General features: G+C 58.5%; 18 protein-coding genes. 4 read left to right on the top strand and 14 right to left on the bottom strand.

Going from position 1 to position 23156, the window contains the following annotated elements:
- Nucleotides 1–128: 128 nt before the first annotated feature.
- The 14 genes from B5T_RS23195 to B5T_RS10800 form a co-directional block, all read right to left on the bottom strand.
- A complete protein-coding gene (locus tag B5T_RS23195) occupies nucleotides 129–830 on the bottom strand; it encodes a hypothetical protein (RefSeq protein ID WP_014994550.1) in 702 nt (233 codons plus the stop codon).
- Between the two features lie 94 nt (nucleotides 831–924).
- The gene (locus B5T_RS10865) at nucleotides 925–1980 is read right to left on the bottom strand and encodes a DUF6708 domain-containing protein (RefSeq protein WP_148279252.1); all 1056 of its coding nucleotides are present in this window, start codon (nucleotides 1978–1980) and stop codon (nucleotides 925–927) included.
- 1 nt (nucleotide 1981) lies between these two features.
- A complete protein-coding gene (locus B5T_RS10860; protein ID WP_014994548.1) occupies nucleotides 1982–4819 on the bottom strand; it encodes a T6SS effector BTH_I2691 family protein in 2838 nt (945 codons plus the stop codon).
- Nucleotides 4816–5703 (bottom strand): DUF4123 domain-containing protein, encoded by an 888-nt coding sequence (locus B5T_RS10850; RefSeq protein WP_148279251.1) that lies wholly within the window; start codon nucleotides 5701–5703, stop codon nucleotides 4816–4818. Before B5T_RS10850 ends, B5T_RS10860 begins: the two co-directional genes overlap by 4 nt.
- An 88-nt stretch (nucleotides 5704–5791) precedes the next feature.
- Entirely contained in the window at nucleotides 5792–8758 is a 2967-nt protein-coding gene (locus tag B5T_RS10845) for a type VI secretion system Vgr family protein (RefSeq protein WP_014994546.1), read from the bottom strand.
- Nucleotides 8759–8825: 67 nt separating this feature from the next.
- A complete protein-coding gene (locus tag B5T_RS10840; protein WP_014994545.1) occupies nucleotides 8826–9176 on the bottom strand; it encodes a hypothetical protein in 351 nt (116 codons plus the stop codon).
- On the bottom strand, nucleotides 9173–11875 hold the full coding sequence (gene tssH, locus B5T_RS10835; protein WP_014994544.1) for a type VI secretion system ATPase TssH: 2703 nt from the start codon (nucleotides 11873–11875) through the stop codon (nucleotides 9173–9175). The genes B5T_RS10840 and tssH overlap by 4 nt, the downstream gene beginning before the upstream one ends.
- Before the next feature lie 39 nt (nucleotides 11876–11914).
- Nucleotides 11915–13009, bottom strand: coding sequence for a type VI secretion system baseplate subunit TssG (gene tssG / locus B5T_RS10830; RefSeq protein ID WP_014994543.1), 1095 nt, complete (start codon nucleotides 13007–13009; stop codon nucleotides 11915–11917).
- Nucleotides 12973–14808, bottom strand: coding sequence for a type VI secretion system baseplate subunit TssF (gene tssF / locus B5T_RS10825; protein ID WP_014994542.1), 1836 nt, complete (start codon nucleotides 14806–14808; stop codon nucleotides 12973–12975). Before tssF ends, tssG begins: the two co-directional genes overlap by 37 nt.
- A 2-nt stretch (nucleotides 14809–14810) precedes the next feature.
- On the bottom strand, nucleotides 14811–15320 hold the full coding sequence (gene tssE / locus B5T_RS10820) for a type VI secretion system baseplate subunit TssE (protein ID WP_014994541.1): 510 nt from the start codon (nucleotides 15318–15320) through the stop codon (nucleotides 14811–14813).
- Nucleotides 15321–15436: 116 nt separating this feature from the next.
- Entirely contained in the window at nucleotides 15437–15928 is a 492-nt protein-coding gene (locus B5T_RS10815) for an Hcp family type VI secretion system effector (RefSeq protein WP_014994540.1), read from the bottom strand.
- A 123-nt stretch (nucleotides 15929–16051) separates the two neighbouring features.
- Nucleotides 16052–17542 carry a type VI secretion system contractile sheath large subunit gene (gene tssC, locus B5T_RS10810; protein ID WP_014994539.1) on the bottom strand — a complete coding sequence of 497 codons (1491 nt, stop codon included), beginning with the start codon at nucleotides 17540–17542 and terminating at the stop codon, nucleotides 16052–16054.
- Between the two features lie 5 nt (nucleotides 17543–17547).
- Nucleotides 17548–18063, bottom strand: a complete 516-nt coding sequence (gene tssB, locus B5T_RS10805; RefSeq protein WP_014994538.1) for a type VI secretion system contractile sheath small subunit — start codon at nucleotides 18061–18063, stop codon at nucleotides 17548–17550.
- Between the two features lie 35 nt (nucleotides 18064–18098).
- Nucleotides 18099–18662, bottom strand: coding sequence for a tetratricopeptide repeat protein (locus tag B5T_RS10800; RefSeq protein ID WP_085942839.1), 564 nt, complete (start codon nucleotides 18660–18662; stop codon nucleotides 18099–18101).
- Between the two features lie 594 nt (nucleotides 18663–19256).
- Here B5T_RS10800 and tssJ point away from each other — a divergent pair.
- The 4 genes from tssJ (at nucleotide 19257) to tssA (ending at nucleotide 23151) form a co-directional block, all read left to right on the top strand.
- The gene (tssJ, locus tag B5T_RS10795) at nucleotides 19257–19808 is read left to right on the top strand and encodes a type VI secretion system lipoprotein TssJ (protein ID WP_041717501.1); all 552 of its coding nucleotides are present in this window, start codon (nucleotides 19257–19259) and stop codon (nucleotides 19806–19808) included.
- A gap of 151 nt (nucleotides 19809–19959) precedes the next feature.
- Nucleotides 19960–21288, top strand: a complete 1329-nt coding sequence (gene tssK, locus B5T_RS10790; protein WP_041716981.1) for a type VI secretion system baseplate subunit TssK — start codon at nucleotides 19960–19962, stop codon at nucleotides 21286–21288.
- Nucleotides 21285–22076: a type IVB secretion system protein IcmH/DotU gene (gene icmH / locus B5T_RS10785; RefSeq protein ID WP_014994534.1), complete on the top strand. Its 792-nt coding sequence runs from the start codon at nucleotides 21285–21287 to the stop codon at nucleotides 22074–22076. Before tssK ends, icmH begins: the two co-directional genes overlap by 4 nt.
- Before the next feature lie 31 nt (nucleotides 22077–22107).
- A complete protein-coding gene (gene tssA, locus B5T_RS10780) occupies nucleotides 22108–23151 on the top strand; it encodes a type VI secretion system protein TssA (RefSeq protein WP_014994533.1) in 1044 nt (347 codons plus the stop codon).
- Nucleotides 23152–23156: the final 5 nt, after the last annotated feature.

The following is a 23156-nucleotide window of genomic DNA, read 5'->3' as shown; positions in this document are numbered from 1 at the left end:
CCGCACACTTTTAGCCCAGAAACGGAGGTGTCAGAAAGGGAGTAGCGGGAGCGTGCGCTGGAGGCCTGGCAAGGTGGCTTTCAGGGACTTGTAGACAGGGCAAGGTTATCCATGGCGGCAAGCCTTCGCTAAGGCTGTTCGGGCCCGATATATTTTTCTTCTTTACTCCCATGACTCTCTGGCTTGGGGAAAAGGGTTGCCGGCTTGCCATTATCCGGCACCAAATACATAGGTTTGCGGTCTTTCAGTGGCTTAGCCAATGCCAGCCCCCGAAGCTCTGGAGAGTTTTGATAGTGCATGCCACTACTGAATGCGTACACATCACGCCTGACAATATCCGCCATTAATTCCGCGATACATGGCATTCCACTGGCAGGATTACCAGCATTACAACAATAGAGCCAAACATTCGCACTTTTACGCAGATTGCCTGGAGTAAGGCCGAACACATTTGACAGATCGACATTCGTCCCGGCCCAAGCGTTCTCCCCGACAAAAATAGCCTGGCTACTTGCGTGACCAAAGAAGTAAACACCACTTACGGCACGAGCCAAAAGAGGCGGTGTTCCCGGGGCAGCCCCTTCGATTGCCGCTTTGAACTCCTCAAAATTCGTCACCGGAGTGACCCGGGTTTCGGCGTTTTCTTGCTCTTCAAGCTCCCTGGCCTTGGTTTCCGCTGCCCATTGAAAGACTTTCCCAGCATTTTTCCGGATACCGGGCTCACCATACATCAATACATAAAAAGGCCTGACACCAACTTTAACCACCGCCCTTTGGGTATTGGTCGTGGCAGAAGTCCGTGATTGTCCTACTTGCACATAGTTTGCCATCGTTTGGTCCCTGTGCTGTTGCTCATCCTTCAAGTCTGCAGCCAGGCTATCTCTACAGTTAGCAGTCCGGAAAATAGCCTCTACAGAAAACGCCCTAACCGGAAAACAGAAGCGACAGCGGCGAGTATTTAACAAGCACCCACGCAAGCACCGCGAGGCCGGTCAAAACACAGATCACCAGCCAGGGCCCCTCCAGGAATCCGAATTTTGGGTTGTTGCTCGCATCCTTCCGGTACGGATCATCCGCTTCAATCTTGCATTCCTCTTCGATCTCCTCCGGCCAGACCGGCACCTTGCAGGTCAGCATGGTCAACCAGCGGCCCAGGAAGAATAGCGAAAAAACCATCGAAAACAGTAGCTGAAGCCAGGGATACCGCGACGACGGCGCGAAAGCGCGGATCAAGCTCCAGTGAATGCCTTCCCTGCGGCCCTCCACCGGGTTGAACAACATGCTGTACTCCGCATTCTTCTTCACCCCATCCGGTTCTTCCATATACCGGCGGACATATTCCCCCACACGCATCAAACGCGGCAAATCATTCTTGCCGGTAAGGAAACCCGGATACGCCAGAGTAAAGGTGTCTTTTACCGTGACACCATCCTCATCAAGCACATGGGCACGGATATCGTAGGTGGTGCCCACCGTCGGCACCGTCCCTTCCCCGATATGAAGAAACAGGTCGTCCCAGGGCGCCCGAATCACGGTACCATCAGTGCGAAAGGCGTACACCATCCGGTTCTTTCTGTTCAGACGTATGGGGTAATGGGTGTAGGCAAAGATTTCCATTCTCATGCCTTTCCAGATGGCCCAGGCCAGACCCCAACCTAGAAGAAACGTAAAGAGAAGAAAAGCCCAAGCATCCCACCCCCTTTCAGCCCTTTGCAGCTCCATCATTAGGAAATAAACCGGAGAAATTGCAAACATTAAAAAGGAAACCAGCGTAAAAACCTGGATCTGCCCTTTTTGCCAATACCATCGGTCCACTATCTCCAAGTAAGTGCTGTTAATTTTGATCAGTAATGCTTCATCGTTGGGAGGTTCATCCGTCCAGCGCCGGTCTTTTGACAACCGACTCGCTTTCTCGTCAGGGGTAAGGGGACGATTTACTTTATAGGCATTCCTACCTAGACCGGTATAGTCAGACAGCATGCTAGGCCTCGACCTCAAGCAAGGAATTCAATGCAGCCATTTCTTCTTCCAAGGTGTTCATGCGGGCATCGTCCTCAGGTTCTCCGCCTTGCCCCAAGCCTCCGAAGTAACATCGCTCCAGCCAGTCCTGGAGATCATCATTCTGAAACATCAAAATCAGAACCGCAGCCACCAAGACCACGCCAACCAGAATTATCCCTACAACTGTGGAGCTCAACCCCAGGATCGTTGCACCGAAAACACCACCAAAGGCCATAAACGAACCTATTGTTGCTCCCGCGGAAACATAGTAGAGAACAGACATTCCATAATTCTGCTTAGCACGTTCTTCTTCCCCTCTTATAATATCCCAGACACCAGAAATAAGTGCCGCAGCCACCCCCAATGCTTTAGTCCCCCAAAAGAGCACCTTTTCCACAGCACTTCCCACCAATCTGGCCGTCCAGGCACCCACTATTTCAGCACGAGTCAGCATCCTATGAACCGTTCCGGCCACAGCCTCCGTCACCCCCGCCACCGCCGCGCCGAATCGCCATGTGGATTCCACCTGTTGATCCTCATAGACCGCTTTATCCATGGCTTCACCTTGCTGTTTCATGGACCAGAACCCAAGCAGGACACCGACGATCCCGGTTCGCACGTCCCCGCTGGTCATGGTTTGCCATCGGGACATGGGGCTTTTGTTCCAATCGTCGATATCCACAACCGCATCGGCGGCCGCGTTGGCCCGAAGACGTTCAGACAGGCCCCCTTCCACCGACGACAATTGTAGACGGTCCGCCGCGATCTGGACCCGCTGTTCAAGCACTCGCCCACCGGGCGCGCGGTCGTGTGTGATGCGTCTGCTTCCTCTGGATTTCACCTCAATCCGGTCTTTCAGTAGCTGTTGATCCATATCGGCAAAGGCCGGGTTCAGCTGGCGAAGTTGTCGGACGAAGTCATCCAACGCTTCCGCCAGGGTGCCCGAGACGCGGCTGTAAACCACCGGGGTTTTGCCGACCAGCCCCAAGGAAATCAAGAGCGGCCCCACGCCCTTATCCATGACGATGTCCAGGACTTTCATCACCGGCCCCATCAGCGCGGCCACTACCCGTGCCGCAGCGCTCTGTCCGGCATCGGAAAGTTCCTCCATAGCCTTTTCATAGGCCGTGATCAATTTATCCCAGGGCAGTTTCTTCAGATCGGACACAGACAAGCCCCGGCTTGCCTCCTGGTTTACCTGCTCCAGAATGGCCGTCTGGTTGAACACCATGGCCCTGAGCAGAAGATTCTCTCGCTCTATGGATTCCGCTGACAGCCAACGCTCGTAGAGCGCCTGACAGGCATCGTATTGCTGCGTGTCCTGCAAGCACAGTAACAGGGTGTCCGCAAAAGCCTGGCCATCCTCCATACGCTCAGCGTCGTAGCGGTCGTCGAAGTAGCCCAATAACTTGCTGCTCTCCATCCAGGTCGCGTGGGCCTGGGCCAGGGGCGCCAGCTGGTTTTGGTCAAACGCCTCAAGAGCGGGTTTATAAGTCTGTTCCAGCCATTCATCGGGCTGCCCTTCTTTAAGCATTTCCCCATACTTGCCCCAGGCGTTCCGTCTGGCCTGGTCAAGATCAGCGGCAGTGAGCTCGGCAATGGCCTCCGACTCCGCTACTCGAACTTTCTCTTGCCATTCAATGCGATAGGCTCGATCCTGCGCCAGCTTGCGCTCGTGCCATTTGCGCATGACTTCTTCCTGGTTGGATTGCTCTATAACGGCTTCTGTATTGTTTGTCGCCATAATGGGCAAGTCATACCAGGGCGAGATGCTTTCGACCGCAACCGCTTTTGCTCCCTGGATCCGGTTAAGCTCAGCCTGATTCTCCAATGCTTCCTGTAATCCGCTTAGCGTCGACGCTATGGTAATCGGTCGCTTAATGTCCTCTCTCTCTAGAAACGTTTTGAACTTGGCCCGCAATAGCCCGGCCAGATCGGTGGTGATGCCAACCGGGTCCTCCAGAGCGACGATGGCCGGGGACATACCTGACGACTCGGCCTGCTCCCGCGCCCATTGCGTTAAGCCCGGTACTTGTTCGCGCAGACCGTGAACCTCTTGTATGGAATGCTCAAGAGCACTACACGGAAAAACGCGCATGGTATCCATCGTCGCGATTCTTTCACCGGAAGCCGATTTGGCGACTGGCTTAGGTGAACTGGGCGGCTGCCAGGGATAATGTGACTCGGCAGTTTGGCTTACAAGTCCCTCCAGGATTTCCTGCATATGGGGTTGGCTGCCGCCCTGCCAGCCGGCCAAGGAAATTCGCCGCATACGGCTGCGCCGCCCGTCCACATCATTGGCATAGGCATGCCAGGTTCGCTTGGTCCAGGCAACGTCGGAGAAGACCATATAGATTGCGTCTGCCTCATCGGCGTTGGGGATCATTATGCAACGAGCCAGATGGGCATGGCTGGGCTCCCGAGTACAGGAAAACTCTTTTTCTTCGGTTGGCGGAACCAAGTGCACATCAATGCTTTCCGGGGACTCCGGGCTCATGCTTTGGAGAGAAGCATGGTCCAGTTCAGTGACGTAAGGGTATAAATAGCCATTCTCCGTAACCTGATATCCGTTCCAACTTTTCCCTACTTCATTAAAAACGTAAAGGTAACCTGGTCTGAGCAAGCGCAAGGTGTAATGCTGTCCTTCAGGGAGAGGAACGTCCTGCACATCAGCGCCAAAGGGACCTGAAACCTCCGGAACGGTTGGATCATAAGGGCCACTTTCGTGATCATCGCGAGCCACCGCGTAACGCAAGGGCAATATAGGCAGCCCTTGTTTCTTGCAAAACGGGCACTGTCCATTCTGTGCCGATGTCATAGAACCTCCCTTTTCCCTTCAACCGCGTAATGAGCCAGCATCTCGTCGCTAAGATCAGAGCAGGCCTCAACATAAGAGATAGTGCTTGATGTCGCCTTGATACAGCGCGCTTCCATGTCGGGATGCTTATGAATGTCCGGACCGAATTGGAACGCCTGAGTCACATACAACCGACAGTCCCGGTCATCCACGATCCCCTTTTCTTTCGCCTCTGACAGCAGTTGATCGACGGTTCGAAAGAAGGTTGCATCCTGATCGAAATCAGGTGCGGAAGCAGACAGCCCCTCTGATACTTGATTTATCAAAGGGAGTCGTGACAGTGTCACTTTCTGTTTTTGGCTAAAATTCAGTCGAGCGACGCTTGGCCTGGATAAAGCGAACATGCCGTCATTCTTATGATATTGCCAGCCCCCGCTCCCATCCGGCCAGGCCCATACATTGATCGGCCCCATTACGGACATCATCTGGCGGCGATCCAGTATCCAGGGGAGGTGCGAGAAAACTCTTGGGTCATAAAATCGCCGCAAAGCAACAGTCCCATCGTCAGAGGCAGGCGCAAAAAACAGATCTTGGAGATGACGTGTAACGGCATCAACACTGGCCGTTGTAGCCACTAATGCGCAAAGCAACGTCACCCCTTTGCGCCTCCAATACTCAATGCGCTTAGGCAACGCCTCGCGCAGCGGGTCTGGAATATCATCAAACCATACCAGTTGCGGCAGCCGCTGCGCCTGCAAAGACAATGACTGAGGAGCCAGGGGCACGGGTTTTAGTCCCTTCAAGGCTTCAGCGGGAACCTGAATAGGATTAACAATTGCGCCGGTGAGATCGTCGAATCGCATGTCATCCATCTGGCGTCGAATCACAACCTGATTGCCATTCATAGTGTAAACTGTTGCGGCCTTCCCATCACCGATCCCGGCAAGGCTAGAGCCCAAGATTGATCCATACCCTGACCCGTTATTAAATTATTCAAGCCTCGAGATCTTCAATTTCGATGGTCAGTTGTTCCGGCACGTCTGTATTTACGACATGGGTCATTCCCTGTTCATTGGTCGTCCCCTCTTCAGCCGTGCCATCTGCCCTGACGATACGGTAATGCACCTTCACCAGAGGTTCGCCTGTTTGCTGGTCAGTTAACTGAAACGCCTCATCATAGGCGCCCACATTTTGCTCTTCCCCTGCCCCCATTGCCCCTAGAGCAACAGTCCAGCTTCCCGCCTTATCCGCCTCGTCAAGATTGACATCACAAACATCGAGATCACCCCCCGTCAACATCTGCGCCTGCGCGCTCCCCGAACCGGGCCCGACAAACTGTTTCATCGCCGCCTGCAAATGCACGCCGCCCGGAGCACCTAGCTCGATGTTGCCGCCATCGAGTTTGAGGTAGGCGCCGCCAGAGGCGAGCAGGAGCGGTTGGTTGGGGGCGGCCAGGGTGGCCTGGCTGTTGGTGCTGGCCAGGGAGACATCCTGTGCTGCGGCGAGCGTCAAGGGTTGTTTTGGGGCGCGGGCGCTGACTTTACCTTGGGCGGCGTGCAGTTGAATCCCGCTTTCCTGGTTGGGTTTGCCGCTGGCCGGCGAGGCGCCGTTGTTGTAGAGGCTCAGTCCGCCGCTCACGGTCATGACGGTGCGGTTCTTGCTCATCCAGTTGATGTCCGCGCCGCTGACCAGCGTGGTGGTGGTACCCGCCATCCAAGTTTGTGCCTGCTGAGTGACGCTGGCCAGCCCATCCGGGCTGGTGGCGACGATCAGCGGACGGGACCAGCCGGGCGGTGAGCCGTCACCGCCCTGCTCTCCTCCGGAGCCGGACCGGGTGTCTTTGAGCGTGGTTAATACGCTGCTTAATGATCTCTGGGAAGGCAATTCGTCGGCTTCGCCTGCCTGCCCGGCGTTCTGGTTGCGCGCGGCGTCGTTGAGCGTCTTCAACAGCTCCGCATTGCCCTGCAGCCGCGCCTGCGCGCCATCGGTGCTCATTTGCCATTGCCCCGCCTCCGTGCTGAGCAGGACACCTTGTCCGGCCCGAAGGGCTCCGGTGGATGTGGTGTTCAGGTCGGCGCCAAAGCCTCTTTCTCCTTGCCGCAGGTTGTCATTCCCGCCTTTCAGGTGGCCCAGGCTCAAACGGCTCTGATGTTGGGTGCTGCCGGCTTCGGTACGGGCCTGACCTTCGGTGCTGTCCATCAGTAGCCATTGGTGGCCGCTGTTACCTTGCTGACTGGCGGAGAGTGCCTGGCTCTTCAGACCGGTGTAGACCGCTTTGTGATCGTTTCCGCTGAACCAGGGGGCGGCGTTACCCGTGGCACCGGCGAGACCGCCTCCAACCTGATTATGTTGAGCCTCGTCATTGCCCTGGCCGTTGTAAACAGTACCGATGGCGACGGGTCTTTCCGGCTGGCCTTCCAGAAACAGGGTGAGACTTTCCTGTCCGGTTCGGGGCACGGCGACACCGCCCCAATCCTCGCCGGCCCATGGAGTCAGTGTGCGTACCCAGGTCCAGGCGCCACCGCTGGCCGGAGCGTTGTCGATGCCGTTTTCAGGGTGGGATTCCCCACTACTGGCGCCTTCGCCTCGTTGCCAGGGGTATTGCATCTTGATGCGATGATCACGGTCGGTGTGCACCGGCGTACTGTCCGCGGTCACCACCGCGCTGTGCAGGCCCCGGCCACGGATCCGGGACTGGCCGTGACGTGACCTGGTATCCAAGGGGCGAAAAGGCGTATCCACCTGCAGAGCGACGAAATCATTACGGTAAAAATCAGACTCCGGTGCGCTGCCCGGAGATGGCAAGGCACTGCCACCGAGACGCTCAGGCGCATCAGGAAAGTCAGGCCGTGGCGTCTCGAATCGCTGATCGGCTTGCGCCATCAGATCCGAGCTTAAATTGTTGCGAGCATCGTGTGTTACCGCCAGACAGAGGAAGGTGGCATCCTCTGCGTATCCGGGGTGCTGATGAAGCTGGAATTGCCCGCCGGGACGCAGACGCCGCCAGGTTCCATTCCCTTCCACCCGTTTTCCGGCGGCTTCCAGGACTTCAATGTGGCGGCGGCTACGCCATTCGGTTTCCGCCTGATTGTGCCAGGCATAGGCCGTGGGGCTGTCGTCATCCTCCGCCCGTGACCACGCCATATCCGCGCTGTTTTGTTGCGAGGACAATGTTTTCAGCGACCGGTAATCCCAGCTGGCCCGGCGGATGGCGGCGGCGTGGGCGCGGCGTCCCGGCCGCCATTGCTGGATGGCGTCTTCCTGCTCGGTGACATCGCTGCGATGATAGCGGATCCCGCCAAGGTCCGAGAACGCGCTGTTATAATCAGCGATCACCAGCGTATGGCTGTCGACCTGGTGCTCGAACCAGAAAAACAGCCCCTGCTCCGACAGGATTCGGGTCATGAAGTCCAGACCGTCTTCCTCCAGTTGCGCGGCGAGACTGTGCCGGAGGTAAAGCGCGTTGTCCGCCAATTCCCAGCGCCAGCGGGGCGCAACCACGCCACCACGGGCCGCCAATCGCCCGAACAGGGTGTCGAGGGCTTCCATGGCCGTCATGTCCTGATAGACATGACTGTCCACCCACTGCTGCAGAAACACGGTCCACGGCTCGATCACCAGCGCATAACGGGCCAGGCCACCGTTGCTCTCCAGATACTCGAAATGGGTTACATGACCATGGAAGGGGCGGCGATCCGTCCGTGAGTCCGCGGTGAGCAATGTCAGCAGAACCGGCTGCCCGAGCAGGTCGTCCGCCTGCAGACGGGCGTCCACCGACAGTGCCGTGATGTCAAAGCGAAAGCCGGCGCCGGCGGAGACACCAGCGCCGGAAACCGCCTCAATGCCGTGGCAGCTTTCCGGCACCAGAACATCCGGCCCCAACGGGGTTTGGAGCTGCAATAAACGAGCGCCCTGCCCCGGCGCGGACAACGCACTCATCAGACTGGCAATCACATCCATGTCAGCGGTCCCTTATCGATTTTCCCGTTGCCTCACTCCGCGTAAGGCAGCGCCATCCGGCTCCCGGTTACGCCGAGATCCGCTCCAATTGAAGCGAAGGGGATTCGGAACAATGCAACTGGTGATTTCGGCCGGCGATCGTCAGCACGATCAATCTTACGTTGCTGACCAGCCGCCCGGCCCGATCCTGTGCCTGAGCCGGCGCCTGAATCCGCCAGGGCATGTGTTCCATCATGCCGAGCAGTTGACGTGCCTGATGACGCTGTTCGATGGGCGATTCCACCAGCAACTCGACCACATGCCCCGGGGCCACGCGATGCCAGCGGCGCACTTCATCCAACGGCCTGTTCCGGCCGATACTGGGGCCCGCGTCGCAGTTGGCGGTGGTTTTTTCCTGATCCACTCCATAGACGGTCATGATTCACTCCTGTGATGAAAGGACAAGATTTGTGGAGACTCGGCTCCGGTTGACGGCACGCCTTCCGGCGTTACCGTGTATTGAAAATCACCGTTGTCATCCGCGGTCACCCGGATACTGGCTATTTTAGCGCCCTCGGCCATGGCGGCGAGGACGGACTCGGCAATTTCCGGCAAAAGCGTGCCGTTGAGAATGTGGTCCACATTGCGAGCGCCGCTGTCCACCTCGGTGCAACGGGCCAGCACCGATTCCGCCAAGGCGTCGTCCCATTCGAACAGGGCGCCATGATTCTCCGCCACCCGGCGCGCGATGCGGTCCAGTTTCATCTCGATGATGCGGACCAGGACGTCATCGCTGATCGGGTAGTACGGCACCACTTTGAGCCGTCCCAGGAAGGCGGGTTTGAAGGCCTTGTAAAGCGCCGGCCGCAACAGTTCATGGAGTGCCTCCGGGTCGGGCAGTTGTTGTGCTTCCTGGTTCAGACAGGATTGCATGATCTGCGAGGAGCCGACGTTGGACGTAAGAATGATCAGAGTGTTGCGGAAATCGATTTCGCGCCCTTCGGCATCGTCCATCACGCCCTTGTCGAAGACCTGGAAAAACATTTCCAGTACGTCCGGATGCGCCTTCTCCACTTCGTCCAGCAACACCACGCTATAGGGATTGCGGCGTACCGCTTCGGTCAGCACCCCACCCTCGCCGTAACCCACATACCCGGGTGGCGAGCCTTTCAGGCCGGAAACCGTATGCGCTTCCTGATACTCGCTCATATTGATGGTGATCAGCTTGCGCTCGCCACCGTAGAGAATGTCGGCCAGTGCCAGCGCGGTTTCGGTTTTACCCACGCCGGAGGGCCCGACGAACAGAAACACGCCTCTGGGCTTGTTGGGATCTTCCAGCCTGGCGGTGGCGGTGCGCACCCGTTGCGCAATGGCATCCAGTGCATGCTGTTGTCCGGTAACCCGCTCCGCCAACAGAGCGGACAGATTGGAAATGGTCGCGATCTCATCCTTGACCATGCGGCCCAGGGGAATCCCGGTCCAATTGGAGACGATCTCCGCCACCACCGAGCCGTCGGCTTGCAAAGGCACCATGGGCGTCTCGCCTTGCACCTCCCGCAACCGGGATAACAGCTCGGGGATACTGTGATCGGGACCGGCCTGGCCAGCGGCCGCCGCCTCCTCCCGGCCATCCCGTCGCTGCTGGATGCTCTGTACCAATGCCACTTCCCGGTCGAGACGTTCCCGCAGAGTAACGATGCGGTCCTGGGTCTCCGCCCGCTCGCTTTCCAAATCCGCCAGGCGTTCTCCGTGGGAGGCCCCGGCCTGCTCGTCCCGGGACAGCGCGGCGATTTCCTGGTCCAGGCGTTGAAGATATTTGTCGGCGTCCTCGATAGCGGCGGGCGTGGCGCCCTGCCCCAGCGCGACTTTGGCGCAGGCGGTATCCAATACCGATACCGCCTTGTCCGGCAGTTGCCGGCCGCTGATGTAACGGTGCGACAATCTCACCGCCTCGGTAACGGCTTCGTCGAGGATGCGCACACCAAAATGCTGCTCCATCAATGGAACCATGGCACGCAGCATGGCAGCGGCCAGGTCTTCACTGGGTTCATCCACCTTCACTACCTGGAAGCGCCGGGCCAGCGCCGCGTCTTTTTCGAAGTAGCGCTTATACTCACTCCAGGTGGTGGCGGCGATGGTGCGCAGCTCGCCGCGGGCCAGTGCCGGCTTCAACAGATTGGCGGCATCGTTCTGGCCGGCCTGGCCGCCGGCACCGATCAGGGTATGGGCTTCGTCGATGAAAAGGATGATCGGATGGGCGCTTTTCTTGACCTCGTCAATCACCGTCTTGAGCCGGTTCTCGAACTCACCTTTGACACTGGCACCGGCTTGCAACAAGCCCATATCAAGGACGTGCAACGCCACGCCCTTGAGCGGTTCCGGCACATCGTCGGCCGCGATCCGCAACGCCAGCCCTTCCACCACCGCCGTTTTGCCCACCCCGGCTTCACCGGTGAGGATCGGGTTGTTCTGACGCCGGCGCATGAGGATGTCCACCAACTGACGGATCTCACCATCACGGCCGATGACTGGGTCAATGGCGCCTTCCCGGGCCCGGTCAGTGAGATTCTGGGTGAACTGATCCAGAGCCGGCGTCTTGCCGAGCGCTTTGCCCTCGCCTTCCTCGCTGGGCGCGTCTTCCGTCAGAGGTGCATCACGATGCCCTTCCTCCGACCCTTCCGTCATTTTGTCGAAGTCGTGCTTGAGTTGCTCCAGATCAAACCGGGTAAATAGCGCGGAACTGCGTTGCGCCAGGCGAGAGAGGTCCGGTTCCGTCAACAACGCCAGCAACAGATGCCCGCTGCGGATACGGGTGGTGCCGGAATCCAGCGAGGCCAGCAGCCAGGCATGTTCGAACAGTGTCGGCAGATGCGGAGAGAACACCGGGGTACGCTGATTACCGGTTTTCAGTCTTTCCATCTCAACGCGAAGGTCTCGTTCCAGTGCATCCGGCGCTATGCCGCTACGGCGTGCTACCAGAACCAGATCGCTTTGTGGCTGCTCCAGCAACGCCACGAACAAATGCTCCAGATCGACTTCGTAATGTCCCGCGGCCATGCACAGGCTGGCGGCCCTCTCCGCCGCCTGCCGGCAGCGGTCGTTGAGTTTGCTGATCAGTGTTTTCAGGTTAATGCTCATGGCGCGGCTTACGCTCCTTGCCGGTCATCGTTGCGTCCTTCATTGAAGTGTATGGATACCGTAAGTCGTATCCGTGCGGATGCCGGCATCCTGGCGCGTGGACAGGAACCCGTCCCAGCCGAGACGCCCGCCCCGCTCCGGATCACCCAGCAGGCATCCGTTAATTTCTTCCGCTTTCAGCACCAGGCGAACTTCATACTCAAGGCTGGCGCCGGTCAGCATGGTCAACCACTTTTCCAGCGCCTGGGCGGCTTCACCACCGGGCAGGAAGGCGTCAAAGCTGTCCTTCGCCAAAGGTCCCACCACCAAACGCATCCTCAGGTCCCGTTGCCAAACCCGTTCGCCCGCCACGGCGCCGACACCAAGCCGGGCATTACTCGCCCCCAGACGGGTGCGCTGTTGCTCGGGAATCTCATACCAGGCGCCGATGAACTGCTCTACTTTGATTGGCACCTGAAAGTAATCGGCCAACAAACGTTGCATCTGCACCGCCGCCACCGGCCGCTGCCCCACCGTGGCGGCATGGAAGGCCACCGCCTGATCCGGAATCGCGCCCGGAGCCTCATTCAACCGGTCTCGCAGCCCGGGTACGCCGACGCCGGCCAGCGACAACAGTAAGGGCAGGAAGCGTTCTCGTTGATCCAACTCATATTGGATCGCCAGCCGGTACTTCTTCCAGGCCCCGTAATGCAGCGCCACCGCCCGGTTGGTGAAAATATCAAGAAAGGCGCGGGCGGCCCGGTCTCGCTGAAAAATCTCCCGCTCATGCAGCCATTCGCCGTAATGCCAGGGCAAGGCGCCCTTGACGCCAAGCAGGCCCATGAAACTCGGCGTCAACTGGACTTTGCCCAGTTTTTCCATGGTCAGGGTGTAATCCACCGCCCCGGGCCGGTCCAGTCGCTCCCCTTCTTCCGACCAGGCCTCCAGTTTCTCCAGTTCACTGGCGGGAAAACCCAAAGACAGGCTGCTGCCAAAGCGCATGTGCCGGGCCACCGCGTCGTCATCCGCGCTGCGCGTTTGGCGCCTGAACAACTGCTCGATGATCCGCACCGACTGGAAAAACCCAAAGCGGTGAGGCTCACTGAGCAACTGCTGGGCTATACCAGCGTCGATTCGCCGCTTCGGGGAGGGCATTGAATCAGTACCTCATTGCTTTGACGGGAAAGGATGTTCAACTGGGTGAAGCTGTTGGCATGGACATAAAGACCAAAGAAGCGGTCCAGGGCGGCCACGAAAGCCGACAGCCCGGTGCCGACGAAGCTGCTTTCATCAATGGTGAGATTGATTTCCACTCCCCTTGCCACCGCCGCGAAAGGCCGGCCCGGTAACCAGCTGGTGACCGGACGGTGCTGCACCTCGATCAGCCCTTCAATCTGCCGTCGTGCCACCGCCGCCGAGGACAGATCGTAAAGTGACAGCATCTCTTTCAACGCTGGCAGGCCGCTGCCAGCAATCGAAAGATGATTGAGGGACAAATGGGAGATCAACCGCCAGTGTGCATTTCTGCCGCCGATGAATCGGCGCGGGCGCGAAGGTTTGCGCAGCATGGTGATGCTTTTCACCGAAGTGTCGGTTTCCATGGTCAGATCGCCGCCACCGACACCGTAGGCCAGGTGGCTGGGCAGATCCCGGTTGGTGCAGGTCAGGTCCAGACCCACCACATCCGTCTTGGGTACGGTCGGATTGAAACGCAGATCGACGAAGGTGATCTCGGTTTCGTAACCAGGGCTCTGTTCGGCCAGCTCCTCATCCCGTCTGGCCATCCAGTAAAGCCCCTCACCGCCGGCATCCTCACCGTGGTGCAGGGAATAGAACGGGCGGAAGGTCTGGATATCCTCTCCCAACGGCGTTTGCCGCACCCGTTTCACCGTGTCGATGGAGTAAATCTCGTGAGCAAAGGCATTGCGGGCGTCGGCCACCACCGGATAGCTGGCCTGGCGTTCATGCACGTGGATCGGCTCGCCCCGCTGGCGGAACAGATTCACCACCGGTGAACATCCCAGCAGCACATTGTCCCTGCCGAGCCCCTCAAGCAACTGCTGTTGCTCTCCGTCGGTGTGCGGCGCATCCAGCGCGAAATGGACGGTAAAACTGCCGGATGCCATGGACGACAGCGATTTTATATCGAGATCGAAGAAACCGAATTTTTCCGGAAAGGCAAACAGTTCGGTCAGCAGACGATAAGCCGGATGGGAGCGACTCGGATAATCGATCAAGGATTCCTCGTCATCGAACCCGACCTGCCGTATCGGTGTCTGGTCCACCGCGAACCATCGTCCGCTGTCGTCCGCTTCCACATAGGTGGCGCCGATGCCATAGGCAAGCGCGTCGCGAAGCGCGGCACAGAAGGAAGGCTCGCCGTCGGTGAACAGTCTTATGGTGTCCACGCCAAGCGTGTCGAACGACAACTGTGTGGAGGCCAGCTCGAATCGTAGAGAAAGCTGGCCCTGCCCCGCGCCAACGCCGCCCATCGCCATTGGAGCCCGCATTACCGGGCGGTAGACGGCCTCGGTCAACACAATCGGCACCAGCGTGACATCATAGGCCGTGCGGAAGCGGCAATTTACCCCTCGTACCGGCCGCGAACGCAGCGCCGTGCCCCGCGGAATGCGTAGTGGCTCGCTGAGTGTCGACAGGGCGTTTCCGACATCGAAGCGGGCAATCGAACATGACGGGAACGGGCGCAAGTAGTGCGGGTACAGCACGTCAAGCAGCGCATCGGTGAATTCCGGAAAATCATCATCGAGCTTTTTCGAAATACGCGCGCTCAATAATGCGAACGACTCAATCAGCCGTTCCACATGGGGATCTTCACTGACGTCAGCCGACAGCAGCAGACGGCTGGCAATTTTGGGGTAACGCTCGGCAAATTCCTTGCCATACCGGCGTAGAAAGCCGAGTTCCCGTTCGTAATACGGAAGCAGATCACGCATGTTCAGGATACCCTGGCGTTACGGCGGAATCCGCTCACCGAGTACTGCAGCGTCGAGGGCTGCAGCATCGCATCGAAACTGACAGGCTCCCGCGCCGGACGGATATCCAACAAGGCGTGAATGGTAAAATGCAGTCCGCCACCCGGTGCATTACCTTCATCCAGGGTGACGGTGACATCGTGTAATCGGGGCTCGTGACGGGAAATCGCATCCTCCAGGGAACGACAGATCAGCGCCCGGTCATAGGCGTTGACCAGACTCATGGCGGAAAAGTCTCTCAGCCCATAAACCATCAGGGATTTCCGGCATTGCGGAAAGGCATCGAACAGGGTTTCAGACAACGCCATACGGCTATTGAGCAAACCTTCCAGGTCCCTCGCCACGGTTTCCTTGTATTGCCCTAATGAAGACGCTTTAAAGATATTCTGATCGCCCGGCTGCTTCGGCGCGTCATCAAACAACTTGTCGAGCAGACTGGGTTCCAATCCCTTATCCCATCGTTTCACGCTCATCCCCTTTTTCGCCCTGACTTCTGACATTATCGGGATTGCGCCAGTCTCACCGCCCATTCCCTGGTTTGGTGCGGCCAAAAGTGCGATGGCGCCCGGTCGGGCGCCATCGCCGCACATCAGAACTGAGGTGCGTTTTTGTTGAGGTTCCACTGACCGACGGTCTTGCCGCCCGTGCCACCTTCCGGCTTCTGTTGGTTGTAGGTCCAACGGATAGCGGCAAAGCTGAGAAGCACCACTTCCTGAGGCATGCCATCTTCACCGATGGTGGTGGTCACACGGTGTACAAGAACGTTTTTCAGTTCGATCTTGTAATAGTTGATGGCGTTGCCGTCTTTGTCGGCCCGCATGAAATCAATCTCGGCCTTGGCGAAAGTGGTCCCGTTGGAACAGGCCTGGCTCAGAACGGTACTGGACAGGTCGATGGATTTGACCACTTCGATGGGGCCGAAGCTCACCCGTTCCGCGGTCTGACCACCCGAGCTGGACGCGGTGGGAGCTCGCGGCTGCAGGATGTCCTGCGAGAACGAGTGGACTTCGATCCATCCTGGATGTTTATCGTCACCGGATTCGCCCTTAATGGAATCGATGGTTAAAAATGCATGTTGCATGTCAAGTTCCTTCCTTCATGCGATCTAGGTGGCTATGGCCGCCCATTTTCGTTGCCCCTTCTTACGGCAACTCGTTAATCGGTCCGGTAACGGCACCCCGCCATACCGGACCCCGTGAAATCGCTATGACTTTTTGGCGGAAGCCGGGAGCTCCGCCACCAGCCGCAGCGATACAGACAGTTCATCAAGCTGGAAATGCGGCCTGATGAACGCGACTGCTCTGTAGGAGCCCGGCTTGCCGGGCACTTCCGAGACCTGGATGGAGGCTTCACGCAGTGGGTACTGAGCTTTGGCTTCCTGAGTGGCGTTATCGTCAAGGAGCACGTACTGGGAAATCCAGCGGTTAAGAAATTCTTCCACGTTGCCGGCCGAGGCGAAGCTGCCGATCTTCTCTCTCATCATCGCCTTGAGATAGTGGGCGATGCGGGAGACCGCGAACATGTATTGCAGCTGCGCGGAGAGAATGGCGTTGGCGTTGGCCGCGTCGGTGTTGTACTTCTTCGGCTTTTGCGCCGACTGAGCACCGAAGAACGCGGCATAGTCCGTGTTCTTGCAATGCACCAGAGGGATAAAACCAAGGTCGCTCAGTTCCTTCTCGCGGCGGTCCGTGATCGCCACTTCGGTGGGACATTTTAGGGCCACCTCACCATCGTCGGTACGGAAGGTATGAGTTGGCAAATCCTCCACCAGCCCGCCACCTTCGACGCCACGAATGGCGGCACACCAGCCGAAGTCCTCGAATGCCGCGGTAAGCCGGGTGGCCATGGCATAGGCGGTGTTACACCACAGGTATTTGCTGTGATCCGCGCCATCCACTTCTTCCACGAAGTTGAATCCTTCGACGGTGGTGCCATCTTTCGGGTTGTAGGGCAAACGGCCGAGGAAGCGCGGTAGCGTCAGCCCCACATAGCGGCTGTCTTCCCCGTCGCGGAAGGAGCGCCATTTGGCGTATTCCACGCTATCGAACACCTTGGCGAGATCCCGGGGCTTACCCAGGTCCGTGAAACTTTCCAGTCCCAGCATGTCTTCCGAAGCCGCGGTAATGAACGGCGCATGGGCCGCCGCGGCCACATGGGACATCTGCTCCACGAAGTACATGTCCTGAGGTTGCCGGCCAATGGCGTAGTCACCGATCAGGGTTCCGAACGGGGCGCCACCAAAGGTACCAAATTCCTCTTCATAGACTTTCTTGAACAGAGCGCTCTGATCAAAGTCGATGGCGGAGTTGAAGTCACGAATCAGATCCTGCTTCTTGGCGTTGAACGCCTTGATCTTCATCATTGAGCCCGTGGAGGTATGCTCGCAAAGGTAATGCAGCCCGCGCCAGGTGCTCTCGAGATCCTGAAATTCCGGTGCGTGCATTACCGCGCTCAATTGCTCGGAGATCAGACGATCCAGCTCGGCGATACGGGCGTCCAGCGTCATGTTGAGGTTATCGGACACCACCACGGTGCCCTCCATGACCTCTTTCGCCAGCTCGGAGATGATATCCTTGGCCCGGCGATGCTCCTCATCGGATTTCGCCACCCGGCTCTCTTCGACGATCTGGTCGAGAAGGCCTTCGGTTTCGGTTACCGTTCCCGCCTCATTAGTGCTTGCCACCTCTTTTCCCATGGTCATCACTCCTGATCGTCGTCGGCGCCGCTGTCTTCTCGCAGCGCTTTCAGTTGCTCGGTGTTTTTCAGCACGTCGGAAAGCAGGTCTTCCAGCTTCTCGTTGCCGATCAGTTTGTTGCGCAGGTCCGCCAATTTGGTGCGGGACTCCAGCAAACGGCGCAGCGGTTCCACCTGTTCAACCACCGCTTCGGGGCGGAAGTCTTCCATGGACTTGAACTTCAGCTCGACCCCGAACTCACCGCCCTCTTCGGTCAGTTTGTTCGGTACCCGGTAGACCGCCCGTGGCGCCATGCCTTCCATCACTTCGTCGAAGTTATCCATGTCCACATTGACGAACTTGCGGTCCTTGACCTTCGGCTGCGGCTCTTCCGGATTGCCGCTGAAATCGCCCAGAACACCGACGACAAAGGGCAGTTCCTTCTGTTCTATGGCATCGCCCTTCTCCACGTCATAGGTGAGCTGTACTCGCGGCGGACGTACCTTCTGAAGACGTTTTTGAGTGCTATCCTTCTTGGACATGGAGTTATCTCCTGGCTGAATCGACGGGGCGGGACTCAGTCGCCGCCAATACCACTGAACGGATCGTTGGCGCTGCGTTTGCTGACCGTTGTCTTGGGTTTGGGCGGCGCGCTGACACGGGGTTTCGGACGCGGCGCCGGACGGCTGGCCCTGGCGCTGCGGTCATCCTCCTCGTCGTCAACCACCGGCTCCTCGCCAATGGCGGTTTTCAATGTTTCCGCCAGAGCCCTGGCTTCGCGGCGCGCGGTTTCGGAACCCAGTGCATCGCGTTCACCGAGACGCTGCAGGGACTGGCTGGCGATACGCAAACCACTCAAGGTGAGGATGCCTTCCGCGATAAGATCACGGCCATCGCGCTGCAGCGCTTCTTCAGCGGCGACGATGGCGTGGGCGTAGTTATTGCGATCGAACTGGATCTGGGCCATACGAACCCAGGGTTCCTTGCGAGTGGGATCGGCTTTGGCGGCGTTGGCGAACGACACCAGAGCGGCGTCCACCTTGTCATTGCTCAGCGCGCCTTCGGCACGCCCCATCTGTTCGCCATATTCGGCGGACTTGCGACCGGACATCATGCTGCAAGCACTCAGCGTGGCAAGCATGATCGCTACCGTGACAAGACGTATTAGGCGTTCCCTGTTCAATACCATCTTCTGTGTCTTCTAAGGTTATGTTTTCCGTCCATGCCCGCCTTGCCGGCATACGGACGAACCATAATCAAAGAGCAACAGGAGAACGGCGAGTCAGCGCTAAGGCGCTTGAGTGATGTGAATTCAGGGGAAAAGAAAAATGAGGTATTAATCCAGTCCCTGGACATCGTACTCTGTGTCGTCCCTGCTCTCATTAAAAGGCCTTCCGATCTCCACAAACGTGATAAGCATCCCCGCTCGATCGGTGGTTACCGCCGTTCGTAGCCACTCACCTGCATATTCATGCTAGCGCGCATGAATGTCAGCTTTGTGACGAAAAACAACGGCATGGCCAATTGGGCCGAGTATAGTGGGCGTGTCCGACCTGTCAAGCGAGCCCACATCGCACCATTGTTTTGCACCGCATCACGGCTATCGATCCACTGGGCCGGACGGAACTAAGCTGCTAAAGTGCATGCCTTGGAAACACCGCTTCTTTCAGGATAAAACCAGGACTTTCTACGTATGGATACGATGTATCTCCCGGTTCCACGTTGTTCTGTTTTTTTGAACCAGTTCACAAAAAATATTCTCCTGGCCGCTTTGCTGATATGGCTGCAAGGCTGCGCCCTGCTTGGTTCTGATACCCCCGAGGAAACCGTCATTCCGGTTCGCCTCTATGGCGGCGACAATCTGAACGCCGGCACCGGTTATCAGGCCTACTCCCTGGTAGTACGAATTTATCACTTGCGCGACACCGAACGTTTTTACCAGGCGTCGTTGCAGGATTTTCTCGATGACGACGCCGAGGCTCGCGCCTTGCGCAATGACTTGATCAGTGTCAGTGAAGTGGTCTTGACGCCGGGCGCCCATCACCTGATCGAAGCCCGTGTTCCGGAACAGGCGAAAGCAATCGGTGTGGTGGGATTGTTTCGTTCTCCGGCGAGAGAGCGTTGGCGCTTCGCGTTTGACGTTACCGAGAAACCCGTTATCAAGTCCGGGCTTACTCTGGGCTTCCACGCCTGCGCGGTGACCAGCAACGGCACCGGCCTGATCCGGACGCCCACTGGTGACCCCGCCAGTCTGGTGGCCGTGAGATGCCCCGCGTTGCCGCGCTGAAACCACTGCCAACGCGGATTCCATTATCCATTGCATCCCCCGAAAGGGGCCGGTAGTCTTGCGCGGACAGTCAATTAAGGATGAAGCCCGACGCTAACCGCGCGGAGCCGGATTGATATCAAGGGACGATACTGTGTCGCATGTCAGCCGCATGTCGAAGGTACTTTGGGGGGAAGGTCTGTTCCTCCGCCCACAGCATTTTCAACGTCAGGACACTTACCACGAAGCGCGTCTTCATCATGTCGCGCAAAGCCTGCACCCCTACCCCTGGGGCATTCGCCAAATCCGCCTGGACCAGCGCGCCCTTGAAAGTGGAGCCGTTCGTATTCTGGAACTGTCACTGGTATTCCCGGACGGCGAAATTTACCAGGCACCCGATGCCGACGCTCTGCCCGATCCTTTACGTCTGGAAGAACTCCCCGCCGGAGTGTCCAGCACGGTGATTCATCTGGCTCTGCCTCTGCTCAAGGAGCATGGCGGCAACTGCAATGACGATGGCGGCAACGCCCGCTTCACGCAGACGCTAATGGGGACCACCGATCTGTACACCGATTCCGCCCAGGCGGAGCTGACCTATCTGAAAAAGTCCGTGCGGCTGCTTACCGATGACACCCCGCGCGACCGCTATCTGACCGTGCCTTTGTTGCGGGTCAAGCGCACCTCCACGGGCGGGTTCGAGTTGGACGACAGTTTCATGCCGCCGTGCCTCCACCTGGACGCCTCGGATTATCTGTCTCGTCAGTTGCGTGGACTGCTGGATGCCCTGCAGGCCAAATCCGAGGCCCTTGGCAATCAGCAACGCCAAGCCTCTCAGGGATTGATCGAATTTCGCTCTTCGGACGTGGCGTCATTCTGGCTGTTGCATACCGCCAATACCGCCTACGCCACGCTGTCGCATTTCTTCGCCCAGCCCAAATTCCACCCGGAACGGCTCTACCAGGAGTTACTGCGACTGGCCGGGAATCTGCTGACCTACTCGACACAGCACAGCCTGGCGGATCTTCCCCAGTACCGTCACGACGCCCCGGATGAGGCCTTCGCGGCGCTATTCCATCTGGTGCGGGATCTGCTCGACACAGTTATTTCCACTCGTCACTTCGCCATCCCGCTGGCCGAAATCAAACCGTCTTATCATCGCGGCATGCTGGACTCTCAGCGGATTGACGCTCAGACCGCGCTTTATCTTGGCGTCGCCGCGGATATGCCCGGCCAGGAGCTGGTGGAAACGGTGCCGGTCCGGTTCAAAGTGGGCGCGCCGGACGATGTGGAGAAATGCGTTCTGGCCGCCATGCCCGGGGTCAAGTTGATCCATGCCAGTCAGATTCCCGCCGCCATCCCGGTCCGTCCCGGCAGCTACTATTTTTCCCTGGAGCCCCGTGGCCCGCTGTACGAACGGATGCTCAAGGGACAATCGGTGATGGTCTATGTCCCCACCGGCGTACAGGACCTGAAACTTGAATTGATCGCGGTGACGTCATGACCGAAGGCCCTTCTCTCTCCGCACGTCCTTCCCTGACCGGCGCCGCGCCAGCGGATGCCGGTACCGCGCCACGGGATACCGTCGCTGGCGGACGCCTGCTGGACCTCATGTTTGACGGCTTCTATTTGCTGGTGCTGCTGAAACGGGGCCAATTACCGAGTCAGGCCGACACCTTTGCCAGTGAGATTCAGAGCTTTCTGGAAGGGGTGGAACGCAGCGCGATGAAAAACAGCATCGCTTCCGAAGACATCTATGCCGCCAAATACGCTTTCTGCGCGGCGGTGGACGAAGTCATCCTTTCGCAACCCACCCGCCTCCGCGATGAATGGGAACGCCATCCGTTGCAACTGCGTCTGTTTGGCGATCATCTGGCGGGTCAGCATTTTTTTGATTATCTGGAAGATTTACGAGCCCAGGGCGCGCCCAGGCTGGCCTCACTGGAGGTTTATCACTATTGCCTGCTGCTGGGGTTCGAAGGCAAGTACCGGCTTGATGGCACCGAAAAGCTGGGTTACCTGATTGCCCGTCTTGGCGATGAGATTGCCTACCTGAAAGGACAACGCAGCGGCTTCGCCCCGCACTGGGCACCACCGGACAATGTCCGCCATACCCTCCGCCGGGTGGTACCGCTTTGGTTACCGTTGATGTTCCTGGCCGGCTTCGCGGTACTGGCGTTTTTCGGTTTGCGTCTGACCTTGAATCAACAGACCGAAACCAGCCTGGCGGCTTACCAGAACATCGTGCAAATGCCGGAGCGCACCGCGCACATCACCATCACGCTGCCTTGAAGCGGCGAACGCCACGGAGTCGTGCCCCGTTATGGATCATTGGCAAGACCTGATCAGCCCAATTCGAGATGACGCCCCCGCCGGTGACGACCTGTCCTTTTCGATGGAATTCGATGCCATTCAGGAAGCCAGGCGCGCCGACGATCCGACTCTGGATCAGGGGGAATGGGTCACCGATATCAAATACGCGGACTGGCCGGGCGCCGCCAAACTGTGTCGCGAGTTACTACAGAATCGCACCAAGGATTTACGGGTGGCGTCCTGGCTCACCGAAGCCAATACCCAGTTGCATGGATTCGCCGGGCTGGCCGGCGGCTATCGCCTGATCGCCTATTTCTGTGATCATTATTGGGACACTGTGTACCCGATGATGGACCAGGGCGACACCGAAGAAAGGGTGGGCAATCTGGTCTGGCTGCTGACTCAGTCGCAGCAGTGGCTGCGCACCCTGCCCCTGGTGAATTCGCCTCAGGGGCGCTTCGGGCTTAATGATTTCGAGACGGTGTTTTCCCGGGCGGAAAATGCCGAGCAGGATCCCGGCGCCCATCCGGACCAGGATCAGTTGCAGGCGGCCCGGCGGGACACTTCAGCGGATTACTATCGGCGCCTGCTTGAGGAAATCCCCGACTGCGGCGCCGCGCTACGCGAGTTGCGGGATGCGGTGGACCGGCATCTGGGCGTGGATGGCCCCAGCTTCAGCGCCGCCGAGGATCTGCTGACCCTGTTGAATCAAACCGCCCGTCGCTTTGCCCGGGATGCCAATGTGGACGTTCCCGGCGACGACACCGAGGTCGGTATTGGCGATCCCAATCCTCCGATCGTTTCCGCCACACCGGCGGCCAGCCCTGGCGGCCCGATCCAATCACGACAACAGGCACTGGAACAGCTGCGGGACGTGGCGGCGTTCTTTCGCCGCACCGAACCGCACAGCCCAGTGGCCTACCTGGCCGAACGCGCCGCCCGTTGGGGCGAGATGCCTCTGCATCAATGGCTGAAAACGGTGATCAAGGACGACGGCATACTGTCGCAGGTGGAAGAATTGCTGGATGTGGAGCGGGATCAGGACATGAACTGATCCCG

Source organism: Alloalcanivorax dieselolei B5 (assembly GCF_000300005.1).
Taxonomy (GTDB): domain Bacteria; phylum Pseudomonadota; class Gammaproteobacteria; order Pseudomonadales; family Alcanivoracaceae; genus Alloalcanivorax; species Alloalcanivorax dieselolei.
Note: the sequence above shows the minus strand (reverse complement) of the source record. Positions and strands in the feature narration are given on the sequence as shown.